Annotated in this window: 13 protein-coding genes and 2 pseudogenes; 3 read left to right on the top strand and 12 right to left on the bottom strand. The window is 42.1% G+C overall.

Annotated features, from left to right (window positions below):
- Window positions 1-27: 27 nt before the first annotated feature.
- The 4 genes from HCR01_RS19705 to HCR01_RS19690 all read right to left on the bottom strand — a co-directional run bounded on the left by HCR01_RS19705 (window position 28) and on the right by HCR01_RS19690 (window position 4,157).
- Entirely contained in the window at window positions 28-297 is a 270-nt protein-coding gene (locus tag HCR01_RS19705; RefSeq protein WP_193197802.1) for a YlxR family protein, read from the bottom strand.
- A 145-nt stretch (window positions 298-442) separates the two neighbouring features.
- A complete protein-coding gene (gene nusA, locus HCR01_RS19700; protein WP_193197801.1) occupies window positions 443-1,726 on the bottom strand; it encodes a transcription termination factor NusA in 1,284 nt (427 codons plus the stop codon).
- Window positions 1,727-2,051: 325 nt separating this feature from the next.
- The gene (gene rimP / locus HCR01_RS19695) at window positions 2,052-2,513 is read right to left on the bottom strand and encodes a ribosome maturation factor RimP (RefSeq protein WP_193197910.1); all 462 of its coding nucleotides are present in this window, start codon (window positions 2,511-2,513) and stop codon (window positions 2,052-2,054) included.
- A 195-nt stretch (window positions 2,514-2,708) separates the two neighbouring features.
- Window positions 2,709-4,157, bottom strand: a complete 1,449-nt coding sequence (locus HCR01_RS19690) for a hypothetical protein (RefSeq protein WP_193197800.1) — start codon at window positions 4,155-4,157, stop codon at window positions 2,709-2,711.
- A gap of 275 nt (window positions 4,158-4,432) precedes the next feature.
- Between HCR01_RS19690 and HCR01_RS19685 the strand changes: the two genes are divergently transcribed.
- Window positions 4,433-5,170: a peptidoglycan-binding protein gene (locus HCR01_RS19685; protein ID WP_193197799.1), complete on the top strand. Its 738-nt coding sequence runs from the start codon at window positions 4,433-4,435 to the stop codon at window positions 5,168-5,170.
- A gap of 32 nt (window positions 5,171-5,202) precedes the next feature.
- On the opposite strand, the gene HCR01_RS19680 is transcribed toward HCR01_RS19685, so the two are convergent.
- Together HCR01_RS19680 and HCR01_RS19675 are read right to left on the bottom strand one after the other, a co-directional pair.
- Entirely contained in the window at window positions 5,203-6,096 is an 894-nt protein-coding gene (locus HCR01_RS19680; RefSeq protein ID WP_193197798.1) for an SDH family Clp fold serine proteinase, read from the bottom strand.
- A gap of 225 nt (window positions 6,097-6,321) precedes the next feature.
- Window positions 6,322-8,121, bottom strand: a complete 1,800-nt coding sequence (locus tag HCR01_RS19675) for a serine/threonine-protein kinase (RefSeq protein ID WP_193197797.1) — start codon at window positions 8,119-8,121, stop codon at window positions 6,322-6,324.
- Window positions 8,122-8,680: 559 nt separating this feature from the next.
- Here HCR01_RS19675 and HCR01_RS19670 point away from each other — a divergent pair.
- The gene (locus HCR01_RS19670) at window positions 8,681-9,589 is read left to right on the top strand and encodes a DUF3365 domain-containing protein (protein ID WP_193197796.1); all 909 of its coding nucleotides are present in this window, start codon (window positions 8,681-8,683) and stop codon (window positions 9,587-9,589) included.
- A 43-nt stretch (window positions 9,590-9,632) separates the two neighbouring features.
- On the opposite strand, the gene HCR01_RS19665 is transcribed toward HCR01_RS19670, so the two are convergent.
- From HCR01_RS19665 to radA, 6 genes and pseudogenes are all read right to left on the bottom strand, one after another.
- Window positions 9,633-10,862 (bottom strand): serine/threonine-protein kinase, encoded by a 1,230-nt coding sequence (locus HCR01_RS19665; protein WP_193197795.1) that lies wholly within the window; start codon window positions 10,860-10,862, stop codon window positions 9,633-9,635.
- A gap of 669 nt (window positions 10,863-11,531) precedes the next feature.
- A pseudogene (locus HCR01_RS19660) lies at window positions 11,532-11,747 on the bottom strand (Uma2 family endonuclease); the annotation flags it as partial.
- 1 nt (window position 11,748) lies between these two features.
- Window positions 11,749-12,087, bottom strand: a pseudogene (locus tag HCR01_RS19655) (protein kinase domain-containing protein); the annotation flags it as partial.
- A 76-nt stretch (window positions 12,088-12,163) separates the two neighbouring features.
- Window positions 12,164-12,286, bottom strand: coding sequence for a hypothetical protein (locus HCR01_RS40050; protein ID WP_264299925.1), 123 nt, complete (start codon window positions 12,284-12,286; stop codon window positions 12,164-12,166).
- On the bottom strand, window positions 12,276-12,593 hold the full coding sequence (locus HCR01_RS19650) for a nucleotidyltransferase domain-containing protein (protein ID WP_226889456.1): 318 nt from the start codon (window positions 12,591-12,593) through the stop codon (window positions 12,276-12,278). The genes HCR01_RS40050 and HCR01_RS19650 overlap by 11 nt, the downstream gene beginning before the upstream one ends.
- Window positions 12,583-14,106 carry a DNA repair protein RadA gene (gene radA / locus HCR01_RS19645; protein WP_193197793.1) on the bottom strand — a complete coding sequence of 508 codons (1,524 nt, stop codon included), beginning with the start codon at window positions 14,104-14,106 and terminating at the stop codon, window positions 12,583-12,585. Before radA ends, HCR01_RS19650 begins: the two co-directional genes overlap by 11 nt.
- Before the next feature lie 170 nt (window positions 14,107-14,276).
- Here radA and rpaB point away from each other — a divergent pair, with 170 nt between their 5' ends.
- A complete protein-coding gene (gene rpaB / locus HCR01_RS19640; RefSeq protein ID WP_191758845.1) occupies window positions 14,277-15,005 on the top strand; it encodes a response regulator transcription factor RpaB in 729 nt (242 codons plus the stop codon).
- Window positions 15,006-15,035 lie beyond the last annotated feature (30 nt).

Here is a 15,035-nt window from a genome sequence, read left to right as displayed (position 1 = left end):
TGGATTACCGCCACAAAGTTGTTCCAATTAAGTTTTCTTTTGGCTATTGCTTTGGGCTAGACGCTGCCACAATGTTTGATACAGTGCTTCTGGCACTGATGCATGTAGCGATCGCCCTAGTCGATTTTTTTTTTGAGCCGCTTGTAGGCAGCTCACTTGCGGACAAATATAGGCAGAACGCCCCATGCCCATATCTAATTGTACCTTCCCCGACGGAAAGACGCGGACAATCCGCCAAAACTCTTCTTTTAAGCCTACTTTGCGGCAACTAGTACAGCGCCGATAATTTGGTTTCATCGGTTCTCTGCAACCTTATGTCAGCAGTTTGGTTGTAAAAAAAGTTTTTTTTGCCAATTTTTACTTATATCAAGGTACCTTGCAAGAAGTAATTGTTAAGACTGGCAATGCATTCAACATTACCAGAACGCCAGAGGCTAGTAAATTATTCCTCATTATTAGTGTCAAAATTATCATCCTCTAATTCTAATTCTTCTTGATTTTCGTCCTCTAGTTCCTCATAATCAATGTCATAATCTTCTTGCTCTTGTTGATATTTGGCTCGTGAGGCTGCAAACTTGGCATCTTCTGCCGCGTAATCATACTTAGCTTTGTCTTTAATGTCAATTTTCCAACCAGTCAAGCGGGCAGCCAAACGAACATTTTGTCCTTCTTTGCCAATAGCTAAACTCAATTGGTCTTCAGCTACTAGTACGTGAGTTTGTCGAGTTTCTGGATCCATCAGGCGCACTTCGTCTACCCGTGCTGGACTCAAGGCGTTGGCAATGTATGTTGCTGGGTCTGGAGACCAGCGAATCACATCTATTTTTTCACCCCGCAATTCGTTGACTACCACTTGAATCCGCGATCCCCGTGCTCCAATACAAGCACCTACTGGGTCAACATCGCGATCAAGAGTGTCTACTGCTATTTTAGTCCGGGGGCCCACGTAACGGGAGGGGGGGTTAGCTTCCCGCGCTACGGCGACAATCCGCACCACTTCATCTTCAATTTCCGGTACTTCGTTGGCGAAAAGATAAACTACCAAACCAGCATCGGCGCGAGATACGAGCAACTGCGGCCCCCGTTGCTGACCTTGGGAAACTTTTTTGAGATAGACTTTAAATGTGGCATTTGCCCGATAATTATCGTTGGGTAGCTGTTCCCGCTTGGGTAATTCGGCTTCTACCTCTGGCTGACCAAAGCCAGAGGTAACTGCCAGAATCACAGATTGTCTCTCAAACCGCAAAACTCTTGCTTGCAAGACAGTTCCTTCTAAATCTTGGAACTCTTCTTGCACCATCTGACGTTGTTGATCCCGTAGTTTTTGCGCTAGTACCTGCTTGGTCTGCATCGCTGCCATGCGACCAAATTCTCCTTGATCTGGGGTAACATCCAGCACTACAGAGTCCCCTAACTGCGCTTCAGGAGCTACTAATTGAACTTCGTCTAGGGAAATCTGATGGTCTGAGTTGCTGACTTCTTCGACAATGGTTTTAGTGGAGAGAACGCGAAACCCTTCGCCTTCAATATCAAGTTCTACTTCAAAATTATCAAAATAATCTTCGTCAAACTGTTTGCGTTCTAAATTTTGGGCACGACGATAACGTTCGTAACCCTTGAGTAATGCTTCTCTAATAGCTGATTGAACTGCAAGACGGGGTAAATTACGCTCGCGACTTATACTTTCAATTAATTCTTTTAATCCAGGTAAAGTAACCATTGACATAAGCAATCTCCTTACGTTTTATGTAAGCACCCAGCGCAATTTTGGATTTTAAATTTTAGATTTAGATAAGGGATGGTGATTAGTAATAGGTAATTGTGGCTCGGTTTCCCATTTCCCATTACCTAATTACATCACCAGTCCTCAATCCAAAATCTGTCTTGGAAAGTTGAGCCACTGTGTTAACGGATAACGTAGCCTAAAGACTTCTCTACGAGAAGCTTTTCTACGAGTGGCTTCTCTTAAGGCGACGTAGGAGCGTCAGAAGCCGCTGCACCCTGCGGGATCTTGCTACAGACTTTCTGCAAAGTCTAAAATCCAAAATCACCTATTGGCGCTCATCCAACTGCACCCTAGTAATTAGGGAACGCGGAATTTCGACTATACGACCTTTTTGGTTTAAGTAAACTTTTGTCTCATCTCGGCGAATTAATTGACCAATCCACTCTTGCTGTCCGTCGTAGGGTGGAGAAGTAGAGATGATTACAGGAAATCCTTTAAAGGAAATAAATTCCCTGTCGGTGACTAGTTGCCGTGAAATACCAGGACTAGACACTTCCAAGACATAAGCATCTGGAACGATTTCCGCTGCATCTAAGAAGGCTTCTAAAGCACGGCTCATCCTCTCACAATCATCCAACCCAGTATCTTGCTGAGGATTGCGGATATCTACCCGCAATATTGGCGGACGTTGGTTAGTGTGAAAAACTACACCAACAACTTCCAACCCCAGTTCTTCTGCTACTGGTGTCGCCAAATCAATAATTTGTGGGACTAAGGGATGAGTCATGCGAAAATTCAATAAAAAAAGTGGGCATCGACCCACTTCCTGCGATAGGAATATCTTCCAAGAAGTCTTGTGACGAACCATGATAGTTCGCCCCTAATTTGAGTTTAGCGCATTTCTTTGATAGTCAAGAGTCATTTGGTCAAGGGTCAGTTTATTCGCCCTGCTCCTCTTCTCGTTGCTTCCCTTGCTCTGCATTTATCTTTTTCTAGTTTTTGGGAGAGCAGTCGCTTTATCTACCAGTGTTGGAACTGATGCTTGTGTTCGTAGATGCCTAGTTTGTTCGATAATTTGGTCTATATCTTCTTGGGATAAACGCTGGACGTAGTTGAGCTTAATTTCCTCTAAGAAGTCAAAAAGTAAGCTCTGAATTTCTGAGAGTACTTGTTTTTTCTGCACTTCTGCTCCCAAGGCTTCGCTGAAGCTTTGTACCAATTGACCGGAGAGTTTTGCACCAACAGGATCTTTGACAGCGCTAACGAGAGCGCTGTACAGGTTAGTTATGATTTGAGTTGCCAGTTGTTCGCTGAGCTGGCTTTGTGCTTGTCCCACGCCAGGAAAGTTTTGGAGATTGCGGTAGATAGGCACTTGATGCAAGGTAGTTTCAATGTTGTGGCGCAAAATGGCAACGATCTCTGGTTGGATTTTGGGCAGCACTTGATAGACAATTGTTTGCACTAAAAGACCTGCGATCGCTTCGACTTCATTCACGTTATTAATATCTATGTAGGGACGCAGGTTATCTTTTTGCAATAGCCAACGCATTAACTCACCCCGCTGAATTGAACCCTGGATTTGGTTAATCACCCTGACTACGACAATTTCTGTGATTTCCTCGGCAAAATTGGCAACAATCCCTTGATGAATTTGCCGCCGCACCAAATGAAGATCTAATATCCGCGCTTGATCGAGGCGAATTAATACGGGTATGATTCGCAACCACCGCCAAAAGGGTATCAGCAAGAACAGGTCATACCACCGCCACAACACTGCTTCTAACCAGCTTAAACCTGGATGTTGGCGTTTGATGGAGAAGGTTCGCCCTAGCAATTCGACGCCAAATAAAATCACAAACGGTAAGTCAATGATCCAGAAATCATCAATAAATTCGCCATTTTCCCCAATTCTGCGGTAGTAATTAACGGCAATTAGGGGACGAATTTTCTGGTTAAAAAAATTAATTTCTTGTTTCCAGCCATTTTGCGATAGGTACGGCTGACTCCAAAAAGTGGCAAAGGCCCGTTTTGCAGATTCTTCTCTGGTGCGATCGCGCATCCGATTTTTGATTTTTTCCAGAGTACCACTCTTATCCACTCCCGCAAACGGATTGCTGTCAATCATCTCGCTGCTCAGACGCCTTATTTCCTCTAGCTTGGTTTTTACTTGAGGCGACTGTAACCCTACTTGGCTTACTTCTTCTTCTAAGGCGGCTACCGTTTCCAGATATCTGTTCGTGTCTCGATGGGGTTCAATACCTTTAATTTGATCATAAATCTGGGTAACTTGGGGAAGTCTTCGCAAGTAGAAATCTCGCCCAGGCACGTAACTTAAATCAAACAAAACTAAACCTAAATTTACTGTGGCAGTAATTGCCATCAATCTTTCAAACCAAAGGTTACGCTGCTTGGGTAATTTTGCTGTTTTCATTCTTTAGTTTTAGATTATACAAATTTGAATATTTTAGATTTCACATCTCTTTGTTATTTATTTTCAGGTCTTTCTATAACCAAACTACTTCTAATTTAAAGTCTTTCTTTTGGTAGATGACAAAACTATATTTTTATAAATTTAGCGTTTAATTAAAAAATAGCTCACAAATTAATCAAAATTCATTAAAAATAGAGAAAAAAGATGTTAGAGAAACTTAAGGTGCATCTGTTAATCTCTATATCCTGCTGATTTAATCCAAAGGAGTTTTAAGTATGTGGTGTGAGTTTGGAAAATCAAGCGTGTCAGTTGCTACAACTTGCTTGATAACTGCTAGCTTAGTAGTTTTTGACACCAGTTTTGCAGCTATTCAACGTAATTATACGCCACAGCAATTTCGGGCTGTATTGCGGGGATTAGGTTACAACGTCAAGGTTACAAATACGCCATTGACGGATGAAGAAACTAAAAAAGCAATCCGTGAATTTCAGACGGGTTATAAGCTAAAACCAGTTGATGGGATAGCAGGGCCACAAACCCAAGGTTATGCCGCTAACATCATGCAAATTCTGCAAGCAAATTTGAATGCAGTAGTTAAGCCAAATCCTCCCCTCCCCCGAGATCAGTTTTATGGCCCACGGACGGAAGAGGTGGTGAAGGAATTTCAGAAAAAATATCAGCTGCAAGAAACCGGAATTGCTAATTTAGCACTCCGCCAAAAGCTGAATGAAGAAGCTAAGAAAGCCTTTAGCCAGCCGACAGTTAAGCCAACGGCGACACCGAGAGCTACGCCCACAGTTAAGCCAACGGCGACACCGAGAGCTACGCCCACAGCTACACCAACAGTTACACCAACGGCTACGCCAACAGCTACACCGAGAGCTACGCCAACAGCTACACCAACAGTTACACCAACAACTACACCAACAGCTACACCAACACCAACACCAACAGTTACACCAACACAAACACCAACAGTTACACCAACACCAACACCAACGGTTACACCCTAAGCATTACCTGAGCAATTACTAACTCTGAGGTTTTAAGTGTTCTGAGTTGGTTCTTCTAAGGGTCTGCCTTTAGGCGTGGGTAAAATTGGGCGGCGATCGTTGTAAGGCATAGGAATATACTGGACGGTGGGTCGCCCTCCTTGGGGCTGTGGATATAAATCCATAAGTTCATAAATAGAAAGGGGCAGTCCGACAGTTACGGGCAGCCCCATTTCTGTGGCCTCTTCAATGGTGATGGGATAATCGTGAGTGACACGTCCGGTTGTCAAGGCTTCAATAATCGGTTCAATGTTTTCTGGCAGAACCTTTTGTTTAGGTATACTATCTTTGAGCAAAGTCCGTACAAACCGCTGTACCTGCTGAATAGCTTTGCGTGAGAGGTCTGCCATGATCAAAGTTTGGTCGTCAATTTCACCAATGGGTTTATCTTCAACCACTTTCAAAATACTCGCTGCTGGATAATTACCCAGTTGGGGATCAACTGGCCCCAAGACAGCGTTGGCATCCATGATAATTTCATCAGAGGCGAGGGCAAGCATTGTACCACCGCTCATGGCGTAGTGAGGCACAAATACACTGACTTTTGCGGTATGGCGAATTAATGCTCTAGCAATTTGTTCTGTAGCCAATACCAAACCACCAGGAGTATGCAAAATTAGGTCAATCGGGACATCTGGCGGGGTGAGACGAATTGCTCGTAGTATTTGTTCTGAGTCTTCGATGGTAATGTAGCGCGATAAGGGAATGCCCAGTAAGCTAATGGACTCTTGGCGGTGAATCAGCAAAATAACCCGACTTTTGCGCTCTTGCTGGAATTCCTGTAAAGCACGCAAGCGCCGATATTCTACTTGACGTCTTTGCCAGATGGGTTGTAGGGAAGAGAGAAGAAGAAAAATCCAGAATAAATCACCAATACCAAAGCCCATAAAATTAATTGTTCAACAATAACGTTTGCAGTCATTATTGTGACAATTTTCGGACAATTGCAAGTCTATCTGGAGGTTTAAAAGTTACCAAATACACCAAGCACAGAGAGATGTCAATTCAAAATTACGAATTACGAATTACGAATTATGAATTATAAATTACGAACTTGTACTGAGCGTAGCCAAAGTATTACAAATTATGAATTACAAATTATGAATTATTTATTACCCCCGTCGCCAAATCTTGATGGTGTCGTCATCACTTCCACTGACTAGAGTTTGTCCATCGGGGCTGAAAGCGACAGATCTAACATAGTTAGAATGACCTATGAGTGTGCTGATTTGTTTGCCTGTGTCTATGTGCCACAGTTTAATCGTATTATCCCAACTACCACTAGCTATGAGTTGTCCATCGGGGCTGAAGGCGACTGACCAAACTGAATTAGAATGACCTGTGAAAGTTTGAATTTCTCTACCTGTGTGTACGTGCCAAAGTTTTATAGTGCAGTCCGCACTACCGCTAGCTAGAAGTTGTCCATCGGGGCTGAAAGCGATACAGTTGACGAAAAAAGAATGACCTGTAAGAGTTTGGATTTCTCTGCCTGTATATACGTTCCACAGTTTGATGGTGTAGTCTGCACTACTACTAGCCAGAATTTGTCCATCCAGGTTAAAGGCAACTGACCAAACTGAGTCAGAATGACCTGTGAAAGTTTGAATTTCTCTGTTTGTGTATACGTACCAAAGTTTGATAGTGCAGTCTGCACTACCACTAGCTAGAACCTGGCCATCTGGACTAAAGACGACAGAATTTACCCAATTAGCATGACCAGTAAAAGTACTATTTTCTCTACCTGTATTTAAGTGCCACAGCTTAATAGTGTTATCCCAACTACCGCTAGCAAGGAGCTGTTCACGAGGGCTGAAGGCGACGGAATGAACCATGCTGGAATGGCCAGAACACCAACGACCTATGTGACGCAGTAGCTTACCAGTTCCTAGTTGCCAAAGTTTGATAGTGTTGTCATTACTGCCACTAGCAACAAGTTGCCCATCTGGGCTGATGGCGATCGCACTGACCATGCTGGAATGGCCTTTAAGGGTGTGTATGCATTGCCAATTCGGCTGCTCTGGTACAATAGGGGTGTGTAATCCGGGTGCGATCACTACTCTAGGTGTGAGTGATGCTACATCATTCTCAGTATCAGAATCTAATAAATCCAACCACTCCTGTACAGATTGGGGGCGATATGTTGACTCCAAATCCATGCCGCGCAGAATAGCCTGATTTACCCTATTGCTGATCTTGGGATTAAAATATTGTGGTGGTTCTAGGCGAATGTTTTGACGTCTGTCATCTGCATTCGTTGGCACAACTGCGGTTAGCAAATTATACAAGGTAGCAGCTAGGGCATAGATATCAATGTATTCTCCTCGTGGCGCTTCCAATTCATATTGTTCCGGTGGAGCAAAACCAGGAGTGCGATATGCGGTATGCCTTTGGATTACATTGGGAATAAATTCTCTGGCAATACCAAAGTCTATCAGCACTGCTTCTGATTTATCTATGCGGATCATGATGTTGCGCGGCTTGAGATCTCTATGCAGCAAGCCTTTAGAGTGAACTAATGTCAAAGCGTCACCAATTTGTCGGACGTACAGCAGCGCTTCTGCTTCTGAGAGTACCCCCATGCGCCTCAAACGCTGGCCTAAGTCTTCGCCTTTAATGTATTCCATCACCATACAAGGCAAATTCCCTTCATCGAAGATGGTTTCTATTTGCACTACATGGGGATGGTGACACACAGCAAGCCTAACTGCTTCATCGCGGAAGTCTTGCCGTAATTTATTGCGGTGGAGTATCCAGGCGGGGTGATTGAGGATTTCTTCTTTGAGGGTTTTAATCACTCGCAGTTCATCCCGTTGATTTCTGGCTAGATAAGTAATGCCAATTCCCCCTTCGCCTAGTTGACTGTCAATAATGTAACGCCCTCCAAATAAAGGCTTTCCTGGATTCCACACCATTAGTAATACTTGCCAAATGCTGATATTTATATTGGCACTAGATTAGAACATACAACACAAGTTATTGATAACTTAAATAGGATTGCTGTAGCCTTGAGGAAACTAGTTGCTTAAAGAATATTTTTATTAATTTTCATATTTAACAAGAGTTTGCAAAGAAGTGACTGGACATAAATAAACAATACTGTATTAAGAGGGATTAAAATGACAAAAGTTACTGAAGGGTAGACATGACAAAAAAAGTTTAGTCAAAATCAAGGCGATTGCTCAATCTGATATCCCTTTATGACGACTCGCCCTCCTATTTATACAAACATCCAAAAAAACAATTTCGCTGGTAAAAATATCTTGTTATTATCAAGAATATATTTTAGATATACTCTAATAGTTTTAACTCAACTGCAGCTTTTCGCTGTCTTAAAAATTTTTGCGCTCCTGTTACCCAGACGTGCAAACTTTTCGCTAAAAACCTTACTTTTTTGCTTATATTATATAAGAGTAAACGATGACTTTAAGCTCGTTTGGGAATGTTAATTTTAATTGTAAGTAATTTTGGATTATGTTAAACAATCTGAATTTGAGACAAAAATTTACAATTCTGCTACTTGTAATTCTGGTATTTGGTTTGAGCTTGAGTGGTTTGGCTCTTTCTTCTTTGCTCAGACAGAATGCCAGACAAGATATTGCCTCAACAGCTCTCATGCTTATGGAAACTATGAGTTCTGTTCGTCAATATACCAATACTCAAGTTAATCCTGAGTTAGCTGATAAACTGACAACTAAGTTTTTACCACAAAGTGTGCCTGCATACTCAGCACGAGAAGTGTTTGAGATTTTGCGAAAAACAGCAGACTACCGCGATTTCTTTTATAAAGAAGCAACACTAAATCCTACTAATCTGCGGGATAAAGCTGATAGTTTTGAAACAGAAATTGTAGAAAGTTTCATCAAAAAACCAAATCTCAAAGAAACGAGTGGATTTCGCTCAATTCCTGGTGGAGATATCTTTTATATTGCTCGTCCATTACCAATTCGTGAAGAAAGCTGCCTAGTGTGTCACAGCACCCCTGAAGCTGCACCTCAAAGTATGATTGCTCTTTATGGCACAGCTAATGGATTTGGATGGAAGTTGAATGACATTATAGGCGCTCAAATCATATCAGTGCCAGCGAATAAAGTTATCAACAAAGCCAATTACTCTTCTTTGGTAATTATCTTAATTGTTTCAACTGTTTTTATAGCAGCTATTCTGTTAGTCAACTTTTTCTTAAATCGACAAGTTGTTAGGCCTCTCAAACGTATAACTCGTGTGGCTGAAGAAGTCAGCACAGGACATATGGATGTTGAATTTGAGCAGTTCTCTAATGATGAAATCGGTAATTTGGCTAAGGCTTTTAAACGAATGCAGTTAAGTTTAGAAATGGCAATGAAAAGAATTAAGCGATCTCAGGGTAATACGGGTAATTAAAAAATTCAAAACTATCTCTAAATTAATTAGAGGTCTAAATACACTATGATAGTAGGCTTTTTTTTAACTCAAAAGCTGCCTGAAAGTTGGAAATCTCCTGAGCTATGAGTTCAACAAATTGGTAAGATGAAATTTGAGGATTTTGAGCTAATGTCTCTTCTACAACTAAATTTGCCATTGGCCCAATGTGGTAAGCTAACGCTTGCTGACAACGTTTGATAAAGGCTGGGCTGATTGAAGGTTGTTGTTCAATTCGGTCTATTTGCGGGCTAGCAGGCACACTAAATATTGTTTCTCCAAATTGGCTGTAAGACTGCGGGATTGTCGCCTTAGTTTGAGATTCGGGAATAAATACGGTAGGAGACAAATGAACAAACGCTGTAGGTCTTTCTACTTCTAGTTCTCCAAGATGCTTTAAATCGGTGAGAACTTCTCTAGCTGTTTGGTATCGCTTGTTAGGCGTATCTGCTAACATGCGATCGAGTACTTGAGCAAAAGCATCGCTAACATAGGTATAGCAACGCCATTTCCACTCTAAGGAGTACTGATCCATTAGCAGAGATGGATCTCGACCTGTAAGTAATACAATGGTTGTTACCCCCAAAGCATAAAGATCACTACAGGGAGAACATAAACCTAAGCTAATCTGCTCGCGAGGAGCATATCCAACTTTACCTACAAGGGACATTTTGCCAACAAAAGTCACTTGATTAGAGTTTTTCCCCTCATTCAGGTCGGCAATTTGTTTACCTACACCGAAATCAATCAGCACTGGCATATCTTTGCCATCAGGTAACATGATGTTGTCAGGAGAAATATCTCGATGGATGATGTTGTGCTGGTGTACATATTCCAAAACAGGCAACAAATTCTTTAACCACTGTATGACTTCCTCTTGCGAGAAAGTTCTTCCCTGGCTTTGAAGTTCTCCCAGCAGTCTAGAATATGTTTTGCCGTCAACATACTCTTGAACTAGGAATAACCGGCCATCTCCTTCAAAGCAAGCTAAAAACCTGGGAATTTGAGAATGTTGCAGCTGATGGAGAATTTTTGCCTCTCTTTTGAATAAATTGCGAGATTTTTCCAGTCCATTTTCCCCTGTGCCAATGGGAGCAAATTCCTTGAGAACACAAGCTTCATTAAAGCGACGAGTATCAAACGCTAAGTATGTTCGTCCCAGTCCTCCCTGTCCCAAAAGTTTTTGGATAATATAGCGGTTATCAATTAGAGTTCCGGGAGCTATTTCTGGTCTTGTTAAAGGAGATTGGGACATTTCATCGCACTCCTTGCGATTTTGTTAGTAGATTATTTGGTTTGTTGAAAGATAGAAACTCTAGCCGATAAAAGCTTGTATCGTCCCTAAAATCGAGGTTAGCACCACTCTTAAGATAAAAGAATGTACTTTTCTACAATCTGTTAATGGTGTTATGTGATCAAATAGACAATTTTGCTTTAAGTAGTTGTTTTTATACTACTTGTATTTAAATATTTTAGCAGCCGAAACACAACCAGTGTCTACGGTAATGTCTGCGGGTGCTTCAGTCATCACTTTTCGCAATCTGCCGATATTCTTCTCTAGTAACCTGATTAGCACTAAGCTTTGTAACAGAAGAAAACGAAGTGACAGTGTAATTTTCCTAAAAAAACTGAAGTCGCTATAGACTTCCAAAGATAAATATTATATGTATTTCAAGTGTTCAATATGCGATCGCTCTCAAAAATTAACCTTTATGCAAGCCAATGTTGTTATTAGATAGCTACCTCAGTATCAGCTATTGAAGTTTTCAGTACAGATGATTCCTCTAGAGCAGAAAATTATGCCGTGTATCGAATAATTTCGACCAATTCGCCTTTATTAACTGTTTCTTATAAGCGTTGCAAAACTTAATTGGTAACAAAGGTTTATAAGACAATAAAAAAAAGTTACCTGAAGTTACAATAATTAATCCAGCTCATTAGGATTCACGCCTAACTGACGCAAACGTTCTGCTAGTTGTTCTGCTTTTTGTCTGGCTTGAGCTGCTTCTTGTTTAGCTTCTGTAGTTTCTTGTTCAGCAATTATAGCTCGTTCAGTTGCAGCAGGGGCTTCCTCTGTGGGTACAGGAATTAATTCTCCCGCTAAAGTGAACCATCTAAGCCACAACCTTTCAATATCTCGAACCGTTTTCAGTGATTCGCTTACCTAAATCTTGCCCTTCGATATACTCCATCGCCATGCAGGGAAAATTACCTTCATCAAAGACATTTTCTATCTGCACAATATGAGGATGGTGACACAAAGCCAGTCTTAAAGCCTCATCGCGGAAGTCTTGCCGTAACTTGTTGCAGTGCGGTATCCAGTTAGGGTCATTAAAAAACTTGTCTAGAAGAGTTTTGATTACGCGCAACTCATCACTTTGGTTTCTGGCGAGGTAGGTAATGCCAATTCCGCCCCTACCCAATTCTGTTTCGATAATGTAGCGATCGCCAAATAACTGCTGCTTTGGATTCCACGCCATTATTCAAAACCGTAGTTTTACTGATATTTATTTTGGCACACCATAAATATCGGTGTTTGGCAAGCAGATATTTTGCCTAAAACATAGTGTAATAAGCACGAGCGGCAGCAAACTCTGGTAAATTATTTTGATTAAGAACTTTTGCAGCTTGTAAACTCCTGACAGCTTTATCAAGTAGTGCTTGTTGTTCAGGTGTCATACAGCAATTCCATCCCGACGAAGATTACGGAAAAAGCCACTGTTTTTCTGCTGGATGCGAATTGACTGCTACACTCAATTTCAGTTACAGCATCTACAGGTTTCTCTAACACAATTAATACATCAATGTCTGAGTCTGGACGCGCATCTCCCCTTGCTTGATAACCATAGAAGATGATTTGCGCTAACTTTTCACCATATAGTGTCTCCAGGTAGCAGCGTAACTCTGTGAGGATTTTCGATAAATTCTCATTCATGGCTTGACGAGGGCGATATCTGACGACAAGGAAGCTATGGTCACTCTTCATCAGGTTCTAAATCGTCGTCTGTCAATTCTTGATGAGGGATGGCGGCGATAATTGCATCTATTACCTTGGATACTGGTAAAATCTCGATATTAAGGTCAGGAAATTTTGTCCCTTTTGGCACGATCGCTCGTTTAAACCCTAATTTAGCTGCTTCTTTCAATCGCAGTTCCATTTGTGACACTGAGCGCACTTGTCCGCCTAAACCGACTTCACCAATCAACACTGTACCTGGATCAACAATGCGATCGCGGAAACTAGCAACGATGGCGATTGCTACTCCTAAATCTACCGCTGGTTCTACTACACTCAATCCACCCGCAGAAGCGACGTAGGAATCTAATTTCGACATGGGAATCCCCACCCGTTTTTCTAACACTGCAAGAATTTGCACTAGGCGGTTGTAGTCTACGCCAGTACCAGCACGACGGGGGGAAGGGTAACTAGTAGGGCTTACAAGAGCCTGCAACTCGACAACAATGGGGCGAGTTCCTTCGCAAGCAACAACAATCGCAGTACCAGGCGCAGGATCGTCGCGGTTGCCTAAAAACAACTCTGAAGGGTTGGCAACTTCCCGCAGTCCATGTGCCACCATTTCAAAGATGCCGATTTCGTGAGTTGCTCCAAAGCGATTTTTCACTGTCCGCAATAACCGATGGGAGGCAAAGCGATCGCCTTCAAAATACAACACTGTATCAACTAAGTGTTCTAAGACTTTTGGCCCGGCGATCGCTCCTTCTTTGGTGACGTGTCCTACAATCAACATTGTGATGTCTTCGTGCTTCGCCACTTTCATCAACGCCGCAGTACATTCTCTTACCTGGGCCACTGAACCAGGCGCAGAAGTCAAAGCCGGAAAGAAAATCGTTTGAATACTATCAATTACCGCTACATTAGGTCTTAGAGAATCTATCTCCCGCAAAATTTCTTCTAAATCTGTTTCTGGCAATACATATAAATCTGCACCTATACTTTCAGATGTTTCTACTTGAACAGTATCTTCTAATACTTTGCTATTTCCATTACTATTCACATCTAGCGGTTTTGATACCCCTAAGCGGGAAGCTCTTAATTTGATCTGTTGTCCTGATTCTTCTCCAGAAATGTAGAGGATACGGTATTTTTGTGCTAGTTGATTTGATACTTGCAGTAGTAAGGTAGATTTACCAATTCCCGGATCACCACCAATTAGCACCATAGAACCGGGAACAACTCCACCACCAAGCACCCGATCCAGTTCTCCATAACCGGATTCCCAGCGTGTTACTTGGCGATCACTAATTTGCTCAAATGTCAAAGAAGCTCGCGCTTTAGGTGGTTTGGCAGCAGATTTACCATTATTCTGCGTGGCGTGCCAACTACTCACTCCTCCTCGACTGGGTATATCTACTGAAGACTGGATAGCAATCTGTTCTTCTAAAGAATTGTAAGTCCCGCAAGCTGGACACTTGCCAAACCACTGAGGCGATTCTGCCCCACAATCGTTACAAACGTAAAAGGTTTTTGGCTTTGGCATTCTTAAATCTTATTCAATAATCTTAATTATTATTTAATTCTTAGAGAAAACTAGAACCTAATAATAGTAGTAGTTAGAGCTTTTTCCAAATCAATTGATGGAATGATATCTTAATATTATGGTATTAAAAATTAATCATGTAAAATTTTAGTGAAGGAGCGTTGATAAACTTGGAAAGTCATAAAGAAAAAATCCTGGTGGTAGACGACGAAGCCAGCATTCGCCGGATTTTGGAAACGCGCCTTTCCATGATTGGCTACGATGTAGTGACGGCTGGCGACGGAGAAGAGGCTTTGGAAACTTTTCGTAAAGCCGATCCTGACCTAGTAGTTTTGGATGTGATGATGCCAAAGCTAGATGGCTACGGTGTGTGTCAAGAATTACGAAAGGAATCTGATGTCCCTATTATTATGCTAACAGCCTTGGGGGATGTAGCTGATCGCATCACGGGGCTAGAACTGGGTGCTGACGACTACGTAGTTAAACCATTTTCTCCCAAGGAGCTAGAAGCCCGAATTCGCTCTGTACTAAGGCGGGTGGACAAAAACAGTGCTTCTGGTATTCCTAGTTCAGGCGTAATCCATGTTGGCAATATCAAAATAGATACGAATAAGCGACAAGTCTATAAAGGTGATGAGCGCATTCGGTTGACAGGTATGGAGTTTAGCTTACTAGAGTTGTTAGTAAGCCGCTCTGGAGAAGCTTTTTCCCGTTCAGAAATTTTGCAGGAAGTGTGGGGTTACACACCAGAACGCCATGTAGATACCCGTGTAGTAGATGTGCATATTTCCCGTTTGCGGGCAAAGTTAGAAGATGACCCCAGCAACCCAGAATTAATTCTCACTGCACGAGGTACTGGTTATCTTTTCCAGCGGATTATTGAGCCAGGGGAGGAATGAGAAGATGGGGAGATGGGGAGATGGGAGCAG

It is taken from the genome of Nostoc sp. MG11, assembly GCF_014904695.1.
GTDB lineage: Bacteria > Cyanobacteriota > Cyanobacteriia > Cyanobacteriales > Nostocaceae > Komarekiella.
The sequence above is the reverse complement of the archived record's forward strand: the minus strand, read 5'-3'. Positions and strand labels throughout refer to the sequence as shown.

Coding starts and splice junctions, on each gene's coding strand:
- nusA (WP_193197801.1), bottom strand. CDS start 1,726: ATGTCAATGGTTACTTTACCTGGATTAAAAGAATTAATTGAAAGTATA.
- HCR01_RS19665 (WP_193197795.1), bottom strand. CDS start 10,862: ATGTCCCAATCTCCTTTAACAAGACCAGAAATAGCTCCCGGAACTCTA.
- HCR01_RS40050 (WP_264299925.1), bottom strand. CDS start 12,286: ATGACACCTGAACAACAAGCACTACTTGATAAAGCTGTCAGGAGTTTA.
- radA (WP_193197793.1), bottom strand. CDS start 14,106: ATGCCAAAGCCAAAAACCTTTTACGTTTGTAACGATTGTGGGGCAGAA.
- HCR01_RS19705 (WP_193197802.1), bottom strand. CDS start 297: ATGAAACCAAATTATCGGCGCTGTACTAGTTGCCGCAAAGTAGGCTTA.
- HCR01_RS19670 (WP_193197796.1), top strand. CDS start 8,681: ATGTTAAACAATCTGAATTTGAGACAAAAATTTACAATTCTGCTACTT.
- HCR01_RS19685 (WP_193197799.1), top strand. CDS start 4,433: ATGTGGTGTGAGTTTGGAAAATCAAGCGTGTCAGTTGCTACAACTTGC.
- HCR01_RS19680 (WP_193197798.1), bottom strand. CDS start 6,096: ATGGGCTTTGGTATTGGTGATTTATTCTGGATTTTTCTTCTTCTCTCT.
- rimP (WP_193197910.1), bottom strand. CDS start 2,513: ATGACTCATCCCTTAGTCCCACAAATTATTGATTTGGCGACACCAGTA.
- HCR01_RS19650 (WP_226889456.1), bottom strand. CDS start 12,593: ATGAAGAGTGACCATAGCTTCCTTGTCGTCAGATATCGCCCTCGTCAA.
- HCR01_RS19690 (WP_193197800.1), bottom strand. CDS start 4,157: ATGAAAACAGCAAAATTACCCAAGCAGCGTAACCTTTGGTTTGAAAGA.
- HCR01_RS19675 (WP_193197797.1), bottom strand. CDS start 8,121: ATGGTGTGGAATCCAGGAAAGCCTTTATTTGGAGGGCGTTACATTATT.